The sequence below is a fragment of the Streptomyces sp. NPDC053560 genome, from assembly GCF_044544605.1.
Classification (GTDB): Bacteria; Actinomycetota; Actinomycetes; order Streptomycetales; family Streptomycetaceae; genus Streptomyces.
Map to the genome: position 1 here is coordinate 67,102 of NZ_JBITXI010000023.1, position 19,318 is coordinate 86,419.

The following is a 19,318-nucleotide window of genomic DNA, read 5'->3' on the forward strand; positions in this document are numbered from 1 at the left end:
CTGAAACTCCCCAGATTCTCCCCAGGCGTGATCATGGTGGGGTGCCAGGTGGGGATGGGCCCGGCGGCCCGTCGTGGGTCCGGACGTGAACGGCCCTATAACCTGGGCAAATGCTTACAGAAGTCATTGCGACTCGTTATGTGACGCCCCTGCGGGAGGGTGGATCACTTCCCGGGATCGTCGAAGGCGACGACCTGGGTACTTACGTCATGTACTTCCCCAGCAGGCGGAGCTGACCTGCGGTTTCGGCCGCTCGTAAGCCGCTGAACTGCGACGACGTCCCTTACCGGGGCTTTCGGAGTCGTACGAGTTTGTGCGGCCGGAACTCCCCGTGGACTCCCCAGAGGGGCCGTTCTCCCCAGAGACTCCCCAAGATTTGTGGGAGGGGTTCTTCTCCGGGGACAGGCGCAAGCCCATCGTGGAGAGCACCTCTGCGGTTTCCTCCTTCAGCATCTCCGCGTCGGCCTGGGTGCCCGACACAACCAGGCACCAGTCGTCCGCGTAGCGGATGAGCTGGCAGTTTGGCAGTCCGCGTCGGCGGCGCCTTTGCCGCTCGTTGAAGGTGCTCGACGGTCCTCCCGGTCCGTGGGCGATGTGCTCGTCCAGGACAGAGAGGGCCACGTTGCTCAGCAACGGGGAGAGGATCGACCCTTGCGGGGTTCCGGTGTCGGTCTTCCTCAAGGTCCGGTCCTCGCCGAGGATTCCTGACTTCAGGAACGCCTTCGCTAGGCCAGGACCCGTTTGTCTCCGATTCGAGTCCGTACTCGGTCCATGAGGGCCGGGTGCGAGATCTCGTCGAAGCACGCCTTGACGTCGCCCTCGACGATCCACTCGTAGGAGTGGGTCGCAAAGTGTCGGACAAGGGCAATGGCAGGGCAGCTATTCCCGCGGTCTGCGCCGTGCCCGGAGCGACCACCCGAACGGTGCAATTCACCCACCGGCCCGCCCTGGACGCCTGCGCGGCGCGCCCGAGACCGGGGCCGTGCCTGGCGGGGTCTTGCGGTCGTCCATGGCCGGCGCCGGCAAGTGGACGGCCGTGGCGAGCAGACCGCGGTCCACGTGCCAGCGGCCGGGGAAGACGGACACCCGCCGGTCACCGACCAGGGGCCCGGCTACCAGCAACCGGGCCGTGAAGCTCCCGTCCTCGGGGGCGAATACGATCTCCGCCTCGTCGAAGTCCAGTTCACGCCGGGTCAGTGGATACCACGCCTTGAAGACGGCCTCCTTGGCGCTGAAGGACATCCGGTCCCAGTGGACGTCCGGGCGGCAGTCCGACAGGACGGCGAGGCGGGCCCGTTCCGACGGCAGCGTCACGGTGTCCAGGACGCCTTCGGGCAACGGTCCGTTCGGCTCGGCGTCGATGCTCACGGCCGCGGACACCTCCGTCCGGGAGACGGCCGCGGCGCGGTAGCCAGCGCAGTGCGTCATGCTGCCGACGATGCCCTCGGGCCACTGCGGAGCGCCGCGCCGGTTCGGCAGGATCGGTACGGCGGGGTGGCCGAGCCCCGCCAGTGCCCGGCGCGCGAGGTGGCGGACCGTGGTGAACTCCCGCTGCCGGACCGCGACGGCCCGGGCGATCACGGCCCGCTCCTCCTCGAAGAGACAGTCGCCGGTACGCACTTCGTCGTCGTACGCGGCCGCGGTGACGACCTCGGCCGGCAGGATCTCCTCGATCACCGCACACCACCGGCGACCGGTGAGAACACGACCTCGCGCAGCGGCACGCGAGGTGGCCGGGCCCGCCACTCGCGCGGATAGCCGACCGACACCTCCTCGAAGCGCACGCCGTCGTAGTGCGTCACGCGGGGGATGTGCAGGTGCCCGTAGACGACGGACGCGGCGCGAAAGCGGATGTGCCAGTCGGCCGTCAGCTCGGTGCCGCACCACTGCGCGAACTCCGGGTAGCGCAGCACCCGGGTCGGCTGCCGCACCAGCGGCCAGTGGTTGACCAGGACGGTGCGCAGCGACGGGTCCAGCGCCGACAGCCGTCGCTCGCTCGCCTCGATCCGCTGCCGGCACCAGGCCGCGCGGCCGGGGTACGGGTCGGGGTGGAGGAAGTACTCGTCGGAGCAGACGATGCCCGCGTCGTGCGCGATGCGCAGCGACTGCTCGGTCGTGGTGGCGCCCGGCGCGCGGAACGAGTAGTCGTACAGCGTGAACAGGGGCGCCACCGCCACCGGGCCCTCGGCGCCCTGCCACAGCGGGTAGGGGTCCTCCGGCGTGGCGACGCCCAGTCCGCGGCAGAGCTCGACGAGTTCGAGGTAGCGGGCCTCGCCGCGGAGGGGGCACGGGTCTTGCGGGTGCGTCCACAGCTCGTGGTTGCCCGGCGTCCAGATGACCTTCGCGAACCGCCCGGCGAGCAGCCGCAGCGTGCCGGCCACGTCGTCGAACTTCTCGCCCACGTCACCGGCGACGATCAGCCAGTCCTCGTCCGTGGTGGGGCGGAGCGAGTCCGCGATCGTGCGGTTCTCGGCGTAGGCGACGTGCAGATCGCTGACGGCCAGGAGCTTTCCTCGGGTCACAGTACCGTCCTTCGTCGGTTCAGCCGGCTGGCGGGGCGGTGGTGGTCACTGGGGCCCGCGACGCGTGGAGCCGAGCGTACAGCCCGCCTGCGCGCAGGAGTTCGTGGTGCGTGCCCCGCTCGACGATCCGGCCGCCGTCCATCACCACGATCAGGTCGGCGTCACGGATCGTGGAGAGACGGTGGGCGATGACGAAGCTCGTCCGGCCGGCGCGCAGGGTGTTCATGGCGCGCTGGATCAACACCTCGGTGCGCGTGTCCACGGAGCTGGTCGCCTCGTCGAGCACGAGGACGGCCGGCCGCGCGAGGAACGCCCGGGCGACCGTGATCAGCTGCTTCTCGCCGGCGCTGACGGTCGACGACTCGTCGTCCAGGACCGTGTCGTACCCCTGCGGCAGCGTGCGGATGAAGCGGTCGGCGCAGGTCGCGCGGGCGGCCTCCTCGATGTCCGCGCGGGTCGCGCCGGGGGCGCCGTACGCGATGTTCTCGGCGATGGTGCCACCGAACAGCCAGGTGTCCTGGAGCACGAGCCCGAAGCGGGAGCGCAGGTCGGCGCGGGTCATCGTGGCGGTGTCGGTGCCGTCCAGGAGGATGCGGCCGGAGTCCACCTCGTAGAAGCGCATCAGGAGGTTGCCGAGCGTGGTCTTGCCCGCGCCGGTCGGGCCGACGATCGCCACGGTGCTGCCCGGCTCCACCGTGAGCGACAGGCCCTCGATGATGGGGGTGTCGGGGGAGTAGCGGAAGGACACCTGCCGGAACTCCACCCGGCCCGCGGCGCGCGCCGGGGTCTGCGGCCGCTGTGGATCGGGGGCCTGCTCCGGGGCGTCGAGCAGGGTGAACACGCGCTGCGCGGAGGCGACTCCCGACTGGAGCCGGCCCGCCACCGAGGCGATCTCCACGATGGGCTGGCTGAACTGGCGCGCGTACAGGATGAACGCCTGCACGTCGCCCAGGGTCAGCGAACCGTCCACGATCTTCCAGGCGCCGACGACGGCGACCAGCACATAGCCGAGGTTGGCGACGAACATCATGACGGGTTCCATCGCACCGGACGCGAACTGCGCCTTGGCGCCCGCCCGGTAGACCGCGTCGTTGCAGGCGTCGAAGCGCCGCTCGACCTCGGCCCGCCGGTCGAAGCCCTTGACCAGCGAGTGGCCGCTGCAGACCTCCTCCACATGTGCGTTCAGGGTGCCGTTGGCCGACCACTGCGCCGTGAAGTGCGGCCGGGCACGCTTGCCGATCCAGGCCGCGAGCACCCCGGAGACCGGCACGCTCAGCAGCATCACGCCGGCCAGCGACGGCGAGATCACCAGCATCAGGACCACCATCGTGAGCAACGAGAAGACCGAGGTGATCAGTTCGGCGAGGGTCTGCTGCAGGGTCTGCTGGAGGTTGTCGATGTCGTTGGTGGTGCGGCTGAGCACCTCGCCTGCCGGGTGCCGGTCGAAGTGGCGCAGCGGCAGCCGCGACAGTTTGTCCTGCGCCCGCTGCCGCAGGTCGTGGATGACGCGCCAGACCGTGGCCGCCACCAGCCGCCCCTGCGCCAGCATGAACAGCGACGCCACGCCGTACAGGGCCAGCAGCACGAGCAGCAGCCGGCCGATCACGCCGAAGTCGATACCGTCCGCCGGGCCGCCGTCGCCGAGCACGCCGTCGGCGATCAGATCGGTGATCCGGCCGAGGAGCAGCGGCCCGAACGCGTTGAGCACGATGCCGCCGACGCCCATCACCAGGGCGAGCGCCACGGAGCGGCGGTGCGGGCGCAACAGGCCGACGAGCCGGCGGGCCGGCCGGGCCGCCTCGTGCTCCTCAGGGACGTCCGGCGGGGCCATGGGCGGCTTCCTCCTCGGTGAGCTGCGAGAGCGCGATCTCGCGGTAGGTCGGACTGTCGCGCAGCAGCGCGTCGTGGGTGCCGGTGGCGGCCACCCGGCCCTCGTCCAGGACGATGATCCGGCCGGCGTCGCGGACGGTGGCGATCCGCTGCGCGACGGTGATCACCGTCGCGCCTGCGGTGTACGGCGCGAGCGCGGTCCGCAGCGCGGCGTCCGTGGCGTGGTCGAGCGCCGAGAAGGAGTCGTCGAAGAGGTAGACGTCGGGCCGGCGCAGCAGGGTCCGCGCGATGGCCAGCCGCTGCCGCTGCCCGCCGGAGACGTTCGTGCCGCCCTGGGCGATCTCCGCGTCGAGGCCGCCGGGCAGCCGGGCGACGAAGTCGTCGGCCTGCGCGATGCGCAGGGCCTCCCACAGCTCCTCATCGGTGGCGGCCGGACGACCGAAGCGCAGGTTGCTCGCGACGGTGCCGGAGAAGAGGTACGGGCGCTGCGGTACGAGCCCCACGGCGGCGCTGAGGACCGCCGGGTCCAGGTCGCGGACGTCGGTGCCGCCGACCCGTACCGTCCCGGCGGTCGTGTCGAACAGCCGCAGTACCAGGTTGAGCAGCGTGGTCTTGCCGCTGCCGGTGCTGCCGAGCACGGCGATCCGCTCGCCCGGCTCCAGTGTCAGGTCGATGTCCCGCAGGACGGCCTTCTCGGCGCCCGGATAACGGAACTCGGCACCGCGCAGCTCGACCCGGCCCGCCGGGCCGCGCATCGGCTGCGGCGCCCGCGGCGGCACCACGCTCGTCCCGGCGTCGAGGACCTCCTGGATGCGGCCGGCGCACACGCGGGCACGCGGCACCGACAGGAACACGAAGGCGACCATCACGACGGACATCAGGATGAGCGACAGATAGCTGAGGAACGCGCTGAGCGCCCCGATCCGCATGCTGCCCGCGTCGATGCGCCGGGCGCCGACCCACAGCAGGGCGACCGTGAAGCTATTCATCAGGAGCAGCACGACCGGCAGCATCGTCGCGATGAGCCGCCCGACGCGCTGCGAAACGTCGAGGAACGCGTCGTTGGTCCGGGTGAAGCGGTCCCGCTCGTAGTCGTCGCGGACGAAGGAACGCACCACGCGCACCCCGGTGATCCGCTCCCGCAGCAGCTGCCCCAGCCGGTCCAGTGTCACTTGCATGCGCGCGTACAGGGTGCCCATGCGGGCCAGCAGCAGGCCGAAGCAGACGGCCACCACCAGCACCAGGAGGACCAGGACCAGAGCCAGCGGCACGTCCTGGCGCAGGGCCAGCAGCACACTGCCCAGGCACATCAACGGCGCGGAGACCACGATCCCGAGGCCCGACTGGGTGAGGTTCTGCACCTGCTGCACGTCGTTCACCGACCGGGTCAGCAGCGACGGCGTACCGAACCGGCCGACCTCACGGGCGGAGAAGTCCAGGATGCGCCGGAAGACCAGGCCGCGCAGGTCACGGCCGATCGCGGTCGAGGTCCGCGCACCGAGTGCCGCCGCGCCGAGTGCCGCGGCGATCTGCACCAGTGCCACGACGAGCATTACGGCACCCAACTCGGTGATCCGCCCGCTGTCCGAGCGGACCACCCCTTCGTCGATGAGCGCGGCACCGAACGTCGGCAACAGCAACGTGCCGAGGATCTGCACCATCTGCAGGACGACGAGGGACCCGACGGCCCGTGCGCGCGAGCGCAGTTGTGTGCGCAGGAGTTTCAACAGCACGTATCGTCACCCTGTTTGACGGCGGCCCGCGGCTGCGCGGTGGACGGCGCCGGCCAGCACGCCGGCCCGGCCATTGGACCGCACGGAGCGCCCGGATTTCCCTAGTGTTCGTGGCCGCCGCGGCCGAATCCGGGCCGGCACTCAGGAATTCCCTAGAAAGCCCGGATTTCATTGACAGCTTCCGACGGCGCTTGCGAGCGTGCCGATGTCTATCGTCCGGACTGCGTATTCGATGCCAGGTCGTCGGCCGAGCTCAAAGCGTTTGGACGGTCTCTCCGTGGTCGAGAAGGGTTTGCCATGTCCAAACGAGCGCTCATCACCGGAATCACCGGCCAGGACGGCTCCTATCTGGCGGAACACCTGCTGGCGCAGGGCTACCAGGTCTGGGGCCTGATCCGCGGCCAGGCCAACCCCCGCAAGTCCCGCGTCAGCCGCCTCGTCTCCGAGCTGAACTTCATCGACGGCGACCTCATGGACCAGGGCAGCCTGGTCTCCGCGGTCGACGCCGTGCAACCCGACGAGGTCTACAACCTCGGTGCGATCTCGTTCGTGCCGATGTCCTGGCAGCAGGCCGAGCTGGTCACCGAGGTCAACGGCATGGGCGTGCTGCGCATGCTGGAGGCCATCCGCATGGTCAGCGGCCTCAGCATCTCCCGCACCGCGGGCACCGAGGGGCAGATCCGCTTCTACCAGGCGTCCTCCTCGGAGATGTTCGGCAAGGCGGCCGAGACGCCGCAGCGTGAGACGACGCTCTTCCACCCGCGCAGCCCCTACGGCGCAGCCAAGGCGTACGGCCACTACATCACCCGCAACTACCGCGAGTCCTTCGGCATGTACGCGGTCTCCGGCATGCTCTTCAATCACGAGTCGCCGCGCCGCGGCCAGGAGTTCGTGACCCGGAAGATCTCCCTGGCCGTCGCCCGCATCAAGCTCGGCCTGCAGGAGAAGCTGTCGCTCGGCAACCTCGACGCGGTGCGCGACTGGGGCTACGCCGGCGACTACGTCCGCGCCATGCACCTGATGCTCCAGGAGGACGCCGGCGACGACTACGTCATCGGCACCGGTCAGATGCACTCCGTCCGCGACGCGGTCCGCCTCGCCTTCGAGCACGTCGACCTCGACTGGCAGGACCACGTGGTGATCGACCCCGCGCTGGTGCGCCCCGCGGAGGTCGAGGTGCTGTGCGCCGACAGCTCCAAGGCGGAGCACCGCCTGGGCTGGAAGCCGGAGGTCGACTTCCCTGAACTCATGCGCATGATGGTCGATTCCGACCTCGCGCAGGTGGCCCGTGAAAACCAATACGGCGACGTTCTGCTCGCCGCCAGCTGGTGATGGACCAGAGCTCTCCGAACACTAGGGATTTCCTGCCGGATTCAGGACGACAATCGCCGCATGGCTTCCCCCGATGAGTGGCGGATCCATGTGGCGATTCGACGTCGCGCCGCACGGGCGGCGCGAATTGTCGGGCGCGAATTACGTGCGGCCGTCGGCTGTCGAGATGGGTTGAGTTGAGATGGACAACGAACAGAAACTCCGGGACTACCTCAAGCTTGCGACGGCCGACCTTCGACGCACTCGGCGGCGCGTGAGTGAGCTGGAGTCGGCGGCCCAGGAGCCGGTCGCCATCGTCGGTATGACCTGCCGCTACCCCGGTGGGGTCCGCAGTCCCGAAGACCTGTGGCGCATGGTCCAGGCCGGTGAGAACGGCGTCACGCCCTTCCCCACCGACCGCGGCTGGGACATGGAGGCACTCGCCTCCTCGCCGACGTCCTCCGGTGGGTTCCTGCACGAGGCACCCGACTTCGACGCGGACTTCTTCGGTATTTCGCCGCGCGAGGCCGTCGCCATGGACCCGCAGCAACGCGTCGTCCTGGAATCCGCCTGGGAAGCCTTCGAACGCGCCAGCATCGACCCGACATCCGTCAAGGGCAGCAGGACCGGTGTCTTCATCGGCGCGATGGCCCAGGACTACCGCGTCGGTCCCGCCGACGGCGCCGAGGGCTTCCAGCTCACCGGCAACACCGGCAGCGTGCTCTCGGGCCGCATCTCCTACACCTTCGGCACGGTCGGCCCGGCCGTCACGGTCGACACCGCCTGCTCCTCCTCGCTCGTCGCCGTCCACCTCGCCACCCAGGCCCTGCGCGCCGGCGAGTGCACCCTCGCCCTGGCCGGCGGCGTCACCGTCATGTCGGGCCCCGGCACCTTCATCGAGATGGGCCGCCAGGGCGGCCTGTCACCGGACGGCCGCTGCCGCTCCTTCGGGAACACCGCCGACGGCACCGGCTGGGCCGAAGGCGTTGGCATCCTCGTCCTGGAACGCCTCTCCGACGCCGTGCGCAACGGCCACGACATCCTGGCGGTCGTCCGCGGCACCGCCGTCAACCAGGACGGCGCCTCCAACGGCCTGACCGCCCCCAACGGTCCCTCGCAGCAGGAAGTCATCCAGCAGGCGCTGGTAAACGCCCGGCTCGCGGCCGGCGACATCGACGCCGTCGAGGCACACGGCACCGGTACCGCCCTCGGCGACCCCGTCGAGGCCCAGGCGCTGCTGGCCACGTACGGGCAGAACCGGCCCGAGGGCCGGCCGCTGCTGCTCGGCTCGGTGAAGTCCAACATCAGCCACACCCAGGCCGCCGCCGGTGTCGCCGGTGTCATCAAGATGGTCATGGCGATGCGGCACGGCGTGCTGCCCCGCACCCTCCTCGCCGAGGAACCCACCCACCACGTCGACTGGTCGCAGGGCGCCGTACGCCTCGTCACCGAGAACACCGACTGGCCCACGACCGGCGCCCCGCGCCGCGCTGCCGTGTCCTCCTTCGGCATCAGCGGCACCAACGCCCACACCATCATCGAGCAGGCCCCCGAGCCGCAGCCCCGGGGCGAGTCCGACGAGACGCCGGAGGCGACCGTCGTCGAGACCGGCACCCTGCCCGTGCTGCTCTCCGGCCGCACCCCGGACGCGCTGCGCGCCCAGGCCGCCGCACTCCTCGCCACCCTCGACGCCGCCGCCCCGCCGAGACTCCTGGACACCGCGTACTCGCTGGCCACCACCCGCGCCGGCTTCGAGCACCGCGCCGTGTTGCTCGCCTCCGACCGGGAGACGCTCACCGCGGGCCTCACCGCGCTCGCCGAGGACGCCGAACTGGCCGCGACCCCGGACGCCGTCACCGGCACCGTACGGCCCGGGGCCCGCCTCGCCGTGCTCTTCACCGGCCAGGGCGCCCAGCGCCTCGGCGCCGGCCGCGAACTCGCCGGCCGGTTCCCGGCGTTCGCCACCGCGCTGGACGCCGTGTCCGACGCCTTCGGCCCGCACCTCGACCGCCCGCTGCGCGAGGTGCTGTGGGGCGAGGACGCCGAGCTGCTGGACCGCACCGAATACGCCCAGCCCGCGCTCTTCGCCGTCGAGGTGGCCCTCTACCGCCTCGTCGAGTCCCTCGGCGTCCAGGCCGACCACCTCACCGGTCACTCCATCGGCGAGATCGCCGCCGCGCACGTCGCCGGCGTCCTCTCCCTCGAAGACGCCGCCGCCCTCGTCGCCGCCCGCGGCCGCCTCATGCAGGCCCTGCCCGAGGGCGGCGCCATGGTCGCCGTCCAGGCCGGCGAGGACGAGGTCGCCCCGCTGCTCGCCGGGTACGAGGACCGGGTGTCCGTCGCCGCCGTCAACGGCCCCTCGGCCGTCGTCCTCTCCGGCGACGACACCACCGTCACCGAGCTGGCCGCGCGGCTCGCCGCCGACGGCCGGAAGACCCGACGGCTGCGCGTCTCGCACGCGTTCCACTCGCCGCTCATGGAACCGATGCTCGACGCCTTCCGGGCCGTCGTCACCGACCTCACGTTCCAGCCGCCGCTCATCCCCCTCGTCTCCAACGTCACCGGCGAGCCCGCCACCGTCGCCCAGCTCACCTCCCCCGACTACTGGGTCGACCACGTCCGCCGCACCGTCCGCTTCTCCGACGGCGTCGACTGGCTCGCCCGCCACGACGTCACCGCCTTCCTCGAACTCGGCCCGGACAGCGTCCTCGCCGCCATGGCGCAGGACTGCCTGGACGCCGCCGGCTCCGACGCCGTCGCCCTTCCCGCCCTGCGCGCGGGGCGCCCCGAGGACCGCACCTTCACCGCCGCCCTCGCCGGCCTGCACGTCCACGGCACCGCCGTCCGCTGGGACGCCGCGTTCACCGGCACCGGCGCCCGCCGCACGGACCTGCCGACGTACGCCTTCCAGCGCCGCCGCTACTGGCCCAAGGCCCTCCAGAGCGGCGCCGCCGACCTCCGCTCCGTCGGACTCGGCGCCGCCCACCACCCGCTGCTCTCCGCCGCCGTCTCCCTCGCCGACTCCGAAGGCGCGCTCCTCACCGGCCGGCTCTCCCTCCAGACTCACCCCTGGCTCGCCGACCACGCCGTCCGCGGCACCACCCTGCTGCCCGGCACCGCCTTCCTCGAACTGGCCATCCGCGCCGGCGACGAGGTCGGCTGCGACCGCGTCGAGGAACTCACCCTCGCCGCGCCGCTGATCCTGCCCGAGCAGGGCGGCATCCAGGTCCAGCTCTGGATCGGCAACCCGGACGAGTCGGGCCGCCGCACCGTCAACGTCTACTCGCGCCCCGACACGGCGGACGACGCACCGTGGACCTCGCACGCCACAGGCGTCCTCGCCCCCGCCGACACCACCCCCGGCCGGGCGGCCACCCTCGACACGGCCCAGTGGCCCCCGGCCGGCGCCGAAGCCCTGGACCTGGACGGCATCTACGACCGGCTCGCCGACGGCGGTTTCGGCTACGGCCCGGTCTTCCAGGGCCTGCGCGCGGCCTGGCGACACGGCGACGCGGTCTACGCCGAGGTCGTCCTGCCCGAGGCGGGTCGGTCCGACGCCGAGGCGTTCGGCCTGCACCCCGCCCTGCTCGACGCCGCCCTGCACGCCGCGTCCTTCGCCGACCTCGGCGAGAACGGCCGCGGCGGCCTGCCCTTCTCCTGGGAGGGCGTCCAGCTCCACGCGAGCGGCGCCACCACCCTGCGGGTGCGCCTGACCCCCGTGGCCGATGACGCGCTCGCCATCACCGTCGCCGACGGCGCCGGCGAGCCGGTCGTCTCCGTCGACTCGCTCGTCCTGCGCCCCGTCGCGGCCCGCCGTCTCGACGCGGCCGCCGCGGCCCTCCGCGACGCCCTGTTCCGCCTGGACTGGACGCCGGTACGGGCCGCCCGTTCCGACCTCGGCACCGTGGCCCTCATCGGTACCGACCCCTTCGGCCTGCTGGCCCACCCCGCGCTCGTCGGCGCCGCCGCCTACGAGGACCTCGCGGCCCTGACGGCGGCGGACGGCCCGGCCCCGGCCACCGTCCTCCTGCCCGTCACCGGCGACGGCACCGACCCGGGCGAAGCCGCCCATCAGCGCACCGCCGACGCGCTCGGCGCCGTACAGACCTGGCTCGACCAGGACGACGCGCGCTTCGCCGACACCCGCCTGGTCTTCGTGACGCGGGGCGCCACGACCGGACACGACGTGGCCGCGGCCGCGGTATGGGGCCTGGTGCGGTCCGCCCAGTCCGAGAACCCGGGCCGCTTCGCCCTGCTCGACCTCGACCCGGACGCCGACCCGACGACCCTGCCGGCCGCCGCCCTCACCAGTGACGAACCGCAGCTCGCCGAGCGCGGCGGCACCCTCGGCGCCGCCCGCCTGGTCCGCCGCCCCGCCCCCGGAGCGACCGCTACCGCTCCCGTGTTCGGCGACACCGGTTCCGTCCTGATCACCGGTGGTACGGGCGGTCTGGGGGCCCTGGTCGCCCGGCATCTGGTGGCCGAGTACGGTGTGCGGGACCTGCTGTTGGTCAGCCGGCGTGGGGAAGCGGCCGATGGTGCCGCGGAGTTGGTTGCCGAGCTCGCCGAGTCCGGTGCGGGGGCGACGGTGGTCGCCTGTGACGTGACCGAGCGGGCAGCGGTGGCTGAGCTGCTCGACCAGCACGCGGTGTCGTCCGTGATCCATGCGGCGGGCGTGCTCGATGACGGCATGGTGGCGTCGCTGACGCCGGAGCGGCTGTCGAAGGTCCTGCGCCCGAAGGCGGACGCGGCCTGGCATCTGCACGAACTCACCCGGGACCGGAACCTGGATGCGTTTGTCGTCTTCTCTTCCGTCGCCGGTGTCTTCGGCAGTCCGGGCCAGGCCAATTACGCTGCTGGAAATGCTTTCCTCGACGCGTTGATGGAGCGGCGCCGGGCGGCGGGTCTGCCGGGTCTGTCGCTGGCCTGGGGGCCGTGGGAGCGGTCCGGCGGCATGACGGGGACGCTGACGGAGGCGGATGCCGAGCGCCTCGCCCGTTCCGGTGTTCCGCCGCTCTCGGCGGAGCAGGGCCTCGCCCTCTTCGACGCGGCGCTCGCCGGTGATGACGCCGTGCTGGCCCCCGTCCGTCTCGACCTGCCCGTCCTGCGCGGGCAGGGTGAGGTGCCGCCGCTGCTGCGGTCGCTGATCCGTACCCGCTCCCGCCGCGCCGCCGTCGCCGGGTCCGCCACCGCGACCGGCCTCGCCCAACGCCTGGGCCGGCTCGACGGGGAAGGCCGTGACGAACTCGTCCTGGACCTCGTCCGCGGCCAGGTCGCGCTGGTCCTCGGGCACGCCACCGGCAACGACATCGACGCCGGGCGGGCCTTCCGCGACCTCGGCTTCGACTCCCTGACCGCCGTCGAGCTCCGCAACCGCCTCAACACGGTCACCGGACTGCGGCTGCCGGCCACCCTCGTCTTCGACTACCCGACCGTCCGCCACCTCGCCGCGTACGTCCTGGACGAGCTGCTGGGCACCGATGCCGAGGTGCTGCCGGCCGCACAGCGTACGGCGGCGGTGGCCGACGACCCGATCGTGATCGTCGGCATGGCCTGCCGCTACCCGGGCGGCGTCGGCTCGCCCGAGGACCTGTGGCGCCTCGTCACCGAAGGCACCGACGCGGTCTCCGGCTTCCCGACCAACCGCGGCTGGGACGTCGACTCCCTCTACCACCCGGACCCCGACCACCCGGGCACCGCATACACCCGCTCCGGTGGCTTCCTGCACGATGCGGGTGAGTTCGACCCGGCGTTCTTCGGGATGAGTCCGCGGGAGGCTTTGGCGACCGACTCGCAGCAGCGGCTGCTGCTGGAGTCCTCCTGGGAGGCGATCGAGCGGGCCGGTATCGATCCGGTGTCGCTGCGGGGCAGTGCGACCGGTGTGTTCGCCGGTGTGATGTACAGCGACTACAGCGCCGTTCTCGCCCACCCCGAGTTCGAGGGGTTCCAGGGCAGTGGCAGTTCGCCGAGTCTGGCGTCGGGCCGGGTGTCGTACACGCTGGGTCTGGAGGGGCCGGCGGTCACCGTCGACACCGCCTGCTCCAGCTCGCTGGTGGCGATGCACTGGGCGATGCAGGCTCTGCGCAGCGGGGAGTGCTCGCTGGCGCTGGCCGGTGGTGTGACGGTGATGTCGACGCCGTCGGTGTTCGTGGACTTCGCCCGTCAGCGGGGGCTGTCGCCCGATGGCCGCTGCAAGGCGTTCGCCGAGGCCGCGGATGGTGTGGGTTGGTCCGAGGGGGTGGGCGTGCTGGTGCTGGAGCGTCAGTCCGATGCCCTCCGTAACGGGCATGAGATTTTGGCGGTGGTGCGGGGTTCGGCGGTCAATCAGGACGGTGCGTCCAACGGTCTGACCGCGCCGAACGGCCCGTCGCAGCAGCGGGTCATCCGTCAGGCGCTGGCGAGTGCCGGCCTCTCCACGGTTGATGTGGATGTGGTCGAGGCGCATGGTACGGGTACGACGTTGGGTGATCCGATCGAGGCGCAGGCGCTCATCGCCACCTACGGCCGGGACCGTGATCCGGCGCGGCCGTTGTTGCTGGGATCGGTGAAGTCCAACATCGGTCACACGCAGGCCGCGGCCGGTGTGGCGGGTGTCATCAAGATGGTGATGGCGATGCGGCACGGCACACTGCCGCAGACGTTGCACGTGGATGCGCCGTCCTCGCACGTGGACTGGTCCGAAGGCGCCGTCGAGCTGCTGTCGGACACGACGGCCTGGCCCGAGACCGGCCGGCCGCGCCGTGCGGGTGTGTCCTCCTTCGGCATCAGCGGCACCAACGTGCACACCGTCATCGAGCAGGCGCCCGCCGCCAAGGCCCCGGAGCCCACCGCGCCGCGCCGCACCCCGGGTGCGCTGCCGCTGCTGCTCTCCGCGCGCAGCCGCGACGCCCTGCGCGGCCAGGCCGCCCGCCTGCTCGCCCACCTCCAGGAACGCCCCGACGCCGCCCTCGTGGACGTCGCGCACTCCCTCGCCACCACCCGGTCCCGCTTCGACCAGCGGGCCGCCGTGGTGACCCAGGACCGCGACGGGCTCCTCGCCTCCCTGAGCGCGCTCGCCACCGGCCGGCCCGACCCGGCCCTCGTCGAGGGCGAGGTCGCGCGACGCGGCAGAACCGCGGTCATGTTCACCGGCCAGGGCAGCCAGCGTGCCGCCATGGGGCGCGAACTGTACGAAACCCAGCCGGCGTTCGCCGCGGCGTTCGACGAGGTCTGCGCCGCGTTCGACCCGCTGCTCGACCGGCCCCTGCGCGAAGTGGTGTTCGCCGCGGAGGGCACCGACGAGGCCGCTCTCCTGGGCGACACCGGCTGGACCCAGCCCGCGCTCTTCGCGATCGAGGTCGCTCTGTACCGGCTCGTGGAGAGCTGGGGCGTCCGCGCCGACTTCGTGACCGGCCACTCCATCGGCGAGATCGCCGCCGCGCACGTGGCCGGGGTCCTTTCCCTGGCGGACGCCTGCCGGCTGGTCGCCGCCCGCGCCACCCTCATGCAGGCGCTCCCGGCCGGCGGTGCCATGATCGCCGTACAGGCCGCCGAGGACGAGGTCGCACCGCTGCTCGGCGAGCGCGTGTCGCTGGCCGCCGTGAACGGCCCCGCCTCCGTCGTCGTATCGGGCGACGAGGACGCCGTGCAGGAGATCGCCGACGCCTTCGCCGAGCAGGGCCGCAGGACCAAGCGGCTGCGGGTGAGCCATGCCTTCCACTCGCCGCACATGGATCCCATGCTCGACGCGTTCCGCACGGTCGCCGAGGGGCTCTCGTACGCCGCGCCGCGCATCCCCCTCGTCTCCGACCTCACCGGTGAGCGCGTCGACGACGCGCAGGTGTGCACCGCGGACTACTGGGTCCGCCACGTCCGCGAGGCCGTACGCTTCGCCGACTGCGTCCGCACCTTGCGCGACGCCGGCACCACCACCTTCCTGGAGCTCGGCCCCGACGGGCTGCTCACCGCGATGGCCCAGGACACGCTCGGCGACGAGCACGACGCCGAGGTCGTGCCGTTCCTGCGCGCCGACCGCGGCGAGGACCTCGCCGCCGCCACCGCGCTGGCCCGCCTCCAGGTGCACGGCCTGGACATCGACTGGGCCGCCTACTTCGCCGGCACCGGCGCCCGGCGCGTCGACCTGCCGACCTACGCCTTCCAGCACGAGTTCTACTGGCCCCAGCTGCCGGCCCTGACCACCGCGCCCGGCACCGACCCCGCGGACCAGCAGCTGTGGGCCGCCGTGGAGCGCGGTGACGCGGGCGAGCTGGCCACCATCCTCGGCCTGGGCGAGCAGGACCTCACGCCGCTCGACTCGCTGCTGCCCGCGCTCACCTCATGGCGCCGCGGCAACCAGGAGAAGACCCTCCTCGACACGCTGCGCTACCGCGTGGAGTGGACGCGGCTGCGCAAGCCCGCCGCACCCGTGCTCGACGGCACCTGGCTGCTCCTCTCCACCGACGCGACCGCGGCCGACGAGGCCGAGCTGCTGGACGGCCTGGCCGACGCCCTGGGCGCGCACGGCGCCCGGGTGCGCCGCCTCGCCCTCGACGCCGCCTGCGCCGACCGCGCGGCCCTCGCCGCACGCCTGGCGGAGACCGACGGCGTGGACGCCGGCACGCACGTCCTGTCCGTGCTGCCGCTCGACGAGCGGCCCGCCGACGGCTGCGCACCGCTCACCCAGGGGCTCGCGCTGACCGTCGCCCTGGTCCAGGCGCTCGCCGACACCGGGGCGCAGGGCCGCCTGTGGACCGCCACCCGCGGCGCCGTCTCCACCGGCCCCGGCGACCCGGTGACGCACCCCGCACAGGCCACTGCCTGGGGCCTCGGCCGCGGCGTCGCCCTGGAGCACCCACGGCTGTGGGGCGGCCTCGTCGACCTGCCGGACAGCTTCGACCAGCGCGCCGGGCAGCGCCTCGCCGAGGTGCTCGCCGTGAAGGACGTGCCCGACGGCGAGGACCAGGTGGCGTTGCGCGCCACCGGTGTGTCCGGGCGCCGGCTCGTCCGGCACACCGTCGACACCCTGCCGGGCGCCGGCGAGTTCACCGCCTCCGGCACCGTCCTGATCACCGGCGGCACCGGCGGCCTCGGCGCCGAGGTGGCCCGCTGGCTGGCTGCGTCCGGCGTTCAGCACCTCGTGCTGACCAGCCGCCGCGGCCCCGACGCGCCCGGCGCCGCCGACCTGCGCGCGGAGCTGGAGCAGGCCGGTCCCACCGTGTCCGTCGTCGCCTGCGACGTCGCCGACCGCGACGCGCTGGCCGCCGTCCTCGCGGACCTGCCGGACGGCGCGCCGCTGACCGGTGTCGTGCACACGGCGGGCGTCGGCCACTACGGCCCGCTCGACGGCCTGAGCACCGCAGACTTCGCCGCCCTCACCGCCGCGAAGCTGGCCGGCGCCGCCCACCTCGACGAGCTGCTCGGCGACCGCGAGCTGGACTTCTTCGTCCTCTTCGGTTCCATCGCCGGCGTCTGGGGGAGCGGCAACCAGAGCGCCTACGGCGCCGCCAACGCCTATCTCGACGCGCTCGCTCTTGCCCGCCGCGCCCGCGGCCTCGCCGCGACCAGCGTCGCCTGGGGGCCGTGGGCCGAGGCCGGCATGGCCGCGGACGACGCGGTCTCCGAGACGCTGCGCCGCCAGGGCCTCGACCTGCTCGACCCGGCGCCCGCCATGAGCGAGCTGCGCCGCGCCGTCGTCCGCCAGGACGTCACGGTCACCGTCGCCGACGTGGACTGGGCGCGGTACGCGCCGCTGTTCACCTCCGCCCGGCCCAGCGCCCTCATCGCCGACCTGCCCGAGGTCCGCGCCCTGGCCGCCGCGGACGGCGAGCCGGCCGACGCCTCCGAGGTCGTCACCCGCGTCCGCGCCCTCCCCGAGCCCGACCAGCTCCGCCTGCTGGCCGACCTGGTCCGCGCCGAGGCCGCGACGGTGCTCGGCCACAGCTCCGCCGACGCCGTACCGGAAGGCCGCGCGTTCCGCGACATCGGCTTCGACTCGCTGACCGCCGTCGAGCTGCGCAAGCGCCTCGGCTCGGCCACCGGGCTGCCCCTGCCGAGCACCATGGTGTTCGACTACCCGACGCCGCTGGAGCTCGCCCAGTACCTGCGGGCCGAGATCCTCGGCTCCGTGCTGGAGGTCGCCGGCCCGGTCGCCACCGGGCGCGCCGACGACGAGCCGATCGCCGTCATCGGCATGAGCTGCCGCTTCCCCGGCGGCGTCAGCTCGCCGGAACAGCTCTGGGACCTGGTCACCTCCGGCACCGACGCGATCACCGACTTCCCCGTCAACCGCGGCTGGAACACCGCGGGCCTCTTCGACCCGGACCCCGACCGGCCCGGCACCACGTACTCCACGCAGGGCGGATTCCTGCACGAGGCCGACGAGTTCGACCCGACGTTCTTCGGCATCTCGCCGCGCGAGGCGCTGGTCATGGACCCGCAGCAGCGGCTCCTGCTGGAGACCACCTGGGAGTCCTTCGAGCGTGCCGGCATCAGTCCGGACACCGTACGGGGCAGCCTGACCGGCACCTTCATCGGCTCCAGCTACCAGGAGTACGGTCTCGGCGCCGGTGACGGGGCCGAGGGCCACATGGTCACCGGCAGCAGCCCCAGCGTCCTGTCCGGACGGCTCTCCTACGTCTTCGGCCTCGAAGGCCCGGCCGTCACGGTCGACACCGCCTGCTCCTCCTCGCTCGTGGCCCTCCACCTGGCCTGCCAGTCGCTGCGCAACGGTGAGAGCACGCTCGCCGTCGCCGGTGGTGCCACGATCATGACGACGCCCAACCCGTTCGTCGCGTTCAGCCGCCAGCGGGCGCTCGCCAAGGACGGCCGTTGCAAGGCGTTCTCCGACGCGGCCGACGGCATGACCCTCGCCGAGGGCGTCGGCATCGTCCTCGTCGAGCGCCTCTCCGACGCGCAGCGCAACGGACACCCCGTACTCGCCGTCATCCGCGGCTCCGCCATCAACCAGGACGGCGCGTCCAACGGCCTGACCGCCCCCAACGGCCCCTCGCAGCAGCGGGTCATCCGGCAGGCCCTCGCCAACGCCCGTCTGGAGCCCGGTGACATCGACGCCCTGGAGGCACACGGCACCGGCACGCCGCTCGGCGACCCGATCGAGGCCCAGGCCCTGATGGCCACCTACGGCCGTGACCGTACCCCCGACAAGCCCCTGCTGCTCGGCTCGGTGAAGTCCAACATCGGCCACACCCAGTCCGCAGCGGGCGTCGCGAGCGTCATCAAGATGGTGATGGCGCTGCGGCACGGGCTGCTGCCGCGGACCCTGCACGCCGAGGAGCCGTCCTCGCACGTCGACTGGTCCACCGGCACGGTGCGCCTGCTCGGCGACGCGACCGCCTGGCCGGCCACCGGCCGGACGCGCCGCGCCGCCGTCTCTTCCTTCGGCATCAGCGGCACCAACGCCCACGTCCTGCTGGAGCAGGCGCCGGCCGAGGACGCCCCCGAGGAGGAGCGCCCGGCCGTGGCACCCGTGCCCGTCGTCGGCGGCGTCGTGCCGTGGGTGCTCAGCGCCCGCGGCGCCGCGGCCCTGCGCGACCAGGCAGCCCGCCTGCACGCGCACATCGAGACGGCCGGTCCGGCGGTCCGTCCGGTCGACATCGGCCACTCCCTCGTCACCTCGCGCGCCCTCTTCGAGCACCGCGCCGTGGTCGTACCGCCGGCCGGCGGTGACCCGCTGGCCGCGCTGCACGCCGTCGCCACGGACGGCCCCTCGGGCATCGTCGCCCGCGGCGTCGCGGACGTCGATGGCCGTACGGTGTTCGTCTTCCCCGGCCAGGGTTCGCAGTGGGCCGGCATGGGTGCTCAACTCCTGGATGAGTCGGCGGTGTTCGCCGAGCGGGTCGCGGAGTGCGAGGAGGTGCTGGGGGAGTTCACCGACTGGTCGTTGACGGATGTGCTGCGGGGTGTTGCGGGGGCGCCGTCGCTGGA

Annotated in this window: 7 protein-coding genes; 2 read left to right on the top strand and 5 right to left on the bottom strand. The window is 72.8% G+C overall.

Translation table 11 applies throughout. The features are described from left to right. Positions 1 to 207: 207 nt before the first annotated feature. The 5 genes from ACIGQF_RS37095 to ACIGQF_RS37115 all read right to left on the bottom strand — a co-directional run bounded on the left by ACIGQF_RS37095 (position 208) and on the right by ACIGQF_RS37115 (position 6,085). Positions 208 to 831, bottom strand: coding sequence for a reverse transcriptase domain-containing protein (locus ACIGQF_RS37095; protein ID WP_399720051.1), 624 nt, complete (start codon positions 829 to 831; stop codon positions 208 to 210). 99 nt (positions 832 to 930) lie between these two features. Further along, positions 931 to 1,677, bottom strand: coding sequence for a 4'-phosphopantetheinyl transferase (locus ACIGQF_RS37100; protein ID WP_399720053.1), 747 nt, complete (start codon positions 1,675 to 1,677; stop codon positions 931 to 933). Beyond that, on the bottom strand, positions 1,674 to 2,522 hold the full coding sequence (locus ACIGQF_RS37105) for a metallophosphoesterase family protein (RefSeq protein ID WP_399720056.1): 849 nt from the start codon (positions 2,520 to 2,522) through the stop codon (positions 1,674 to 1,676). The genes ACIGQF_RS37100 and ACIGQF_RS37105 overlap by 4 nt, the downstream gene beginning before the upstream one ends. Before the next feature lie 19 nt (positions 2,523 to 2,541). Continuing rightward, on the bottom strand, positions 2,542 to 4,353 hold the full coding sequence (locus tag ACIGQF_RS37110) for an ABC transporter ATP-binding protein (RefSeq protein WP_399720058.1): 1,812 nt from the start codon (positions 4,351 to 4,353) through the stop codon (positions 2,542 to 2,544). Then, on the bottom strand, positions 4,331 to 6,085 hold the full coding sequence (locus ACIGQF_RS37115) for an ABC transporter ATP-binding protein (RefSeq protein ID WP_399720061.1): 1,755 nt from the start codon (positions 6,083 to 6,085) through the stop codon (positions 4,331 to 4,333). Before ACIGQF_RS37115 ends, ACIGQF_RS37110 begins: the two co-directional genes overlap by 23 nt. Before the next feature lie 297 nt (positions 6,086 to 6,382). On the opposite strand from ACIGQF_RS37115, the gene ACIGQF_RS37120 reads away from it, so the two are divergent. Next, complete coding sequence (locus ACIGQF_RS37120; protein ID WP_399720065.1) at positions 6,383 to 7,417, top strand: GDP-mannose 4,6-dehydratase; 1,035 nt, start codon at positions 6,383 to 6,385, stop codon at positions 7,415 to 7,417. A 181-nt stretch (positions 7,418 to 7,598) separates the two neighbouring features. Then, the coding region (locus tag ACIGQF_RS37125) for a type I polyketide synthase (protein WP_399720068.1) at positions 7,599 to 19,318 on the top strand (11,720 nt) is incomplete at its 3' end.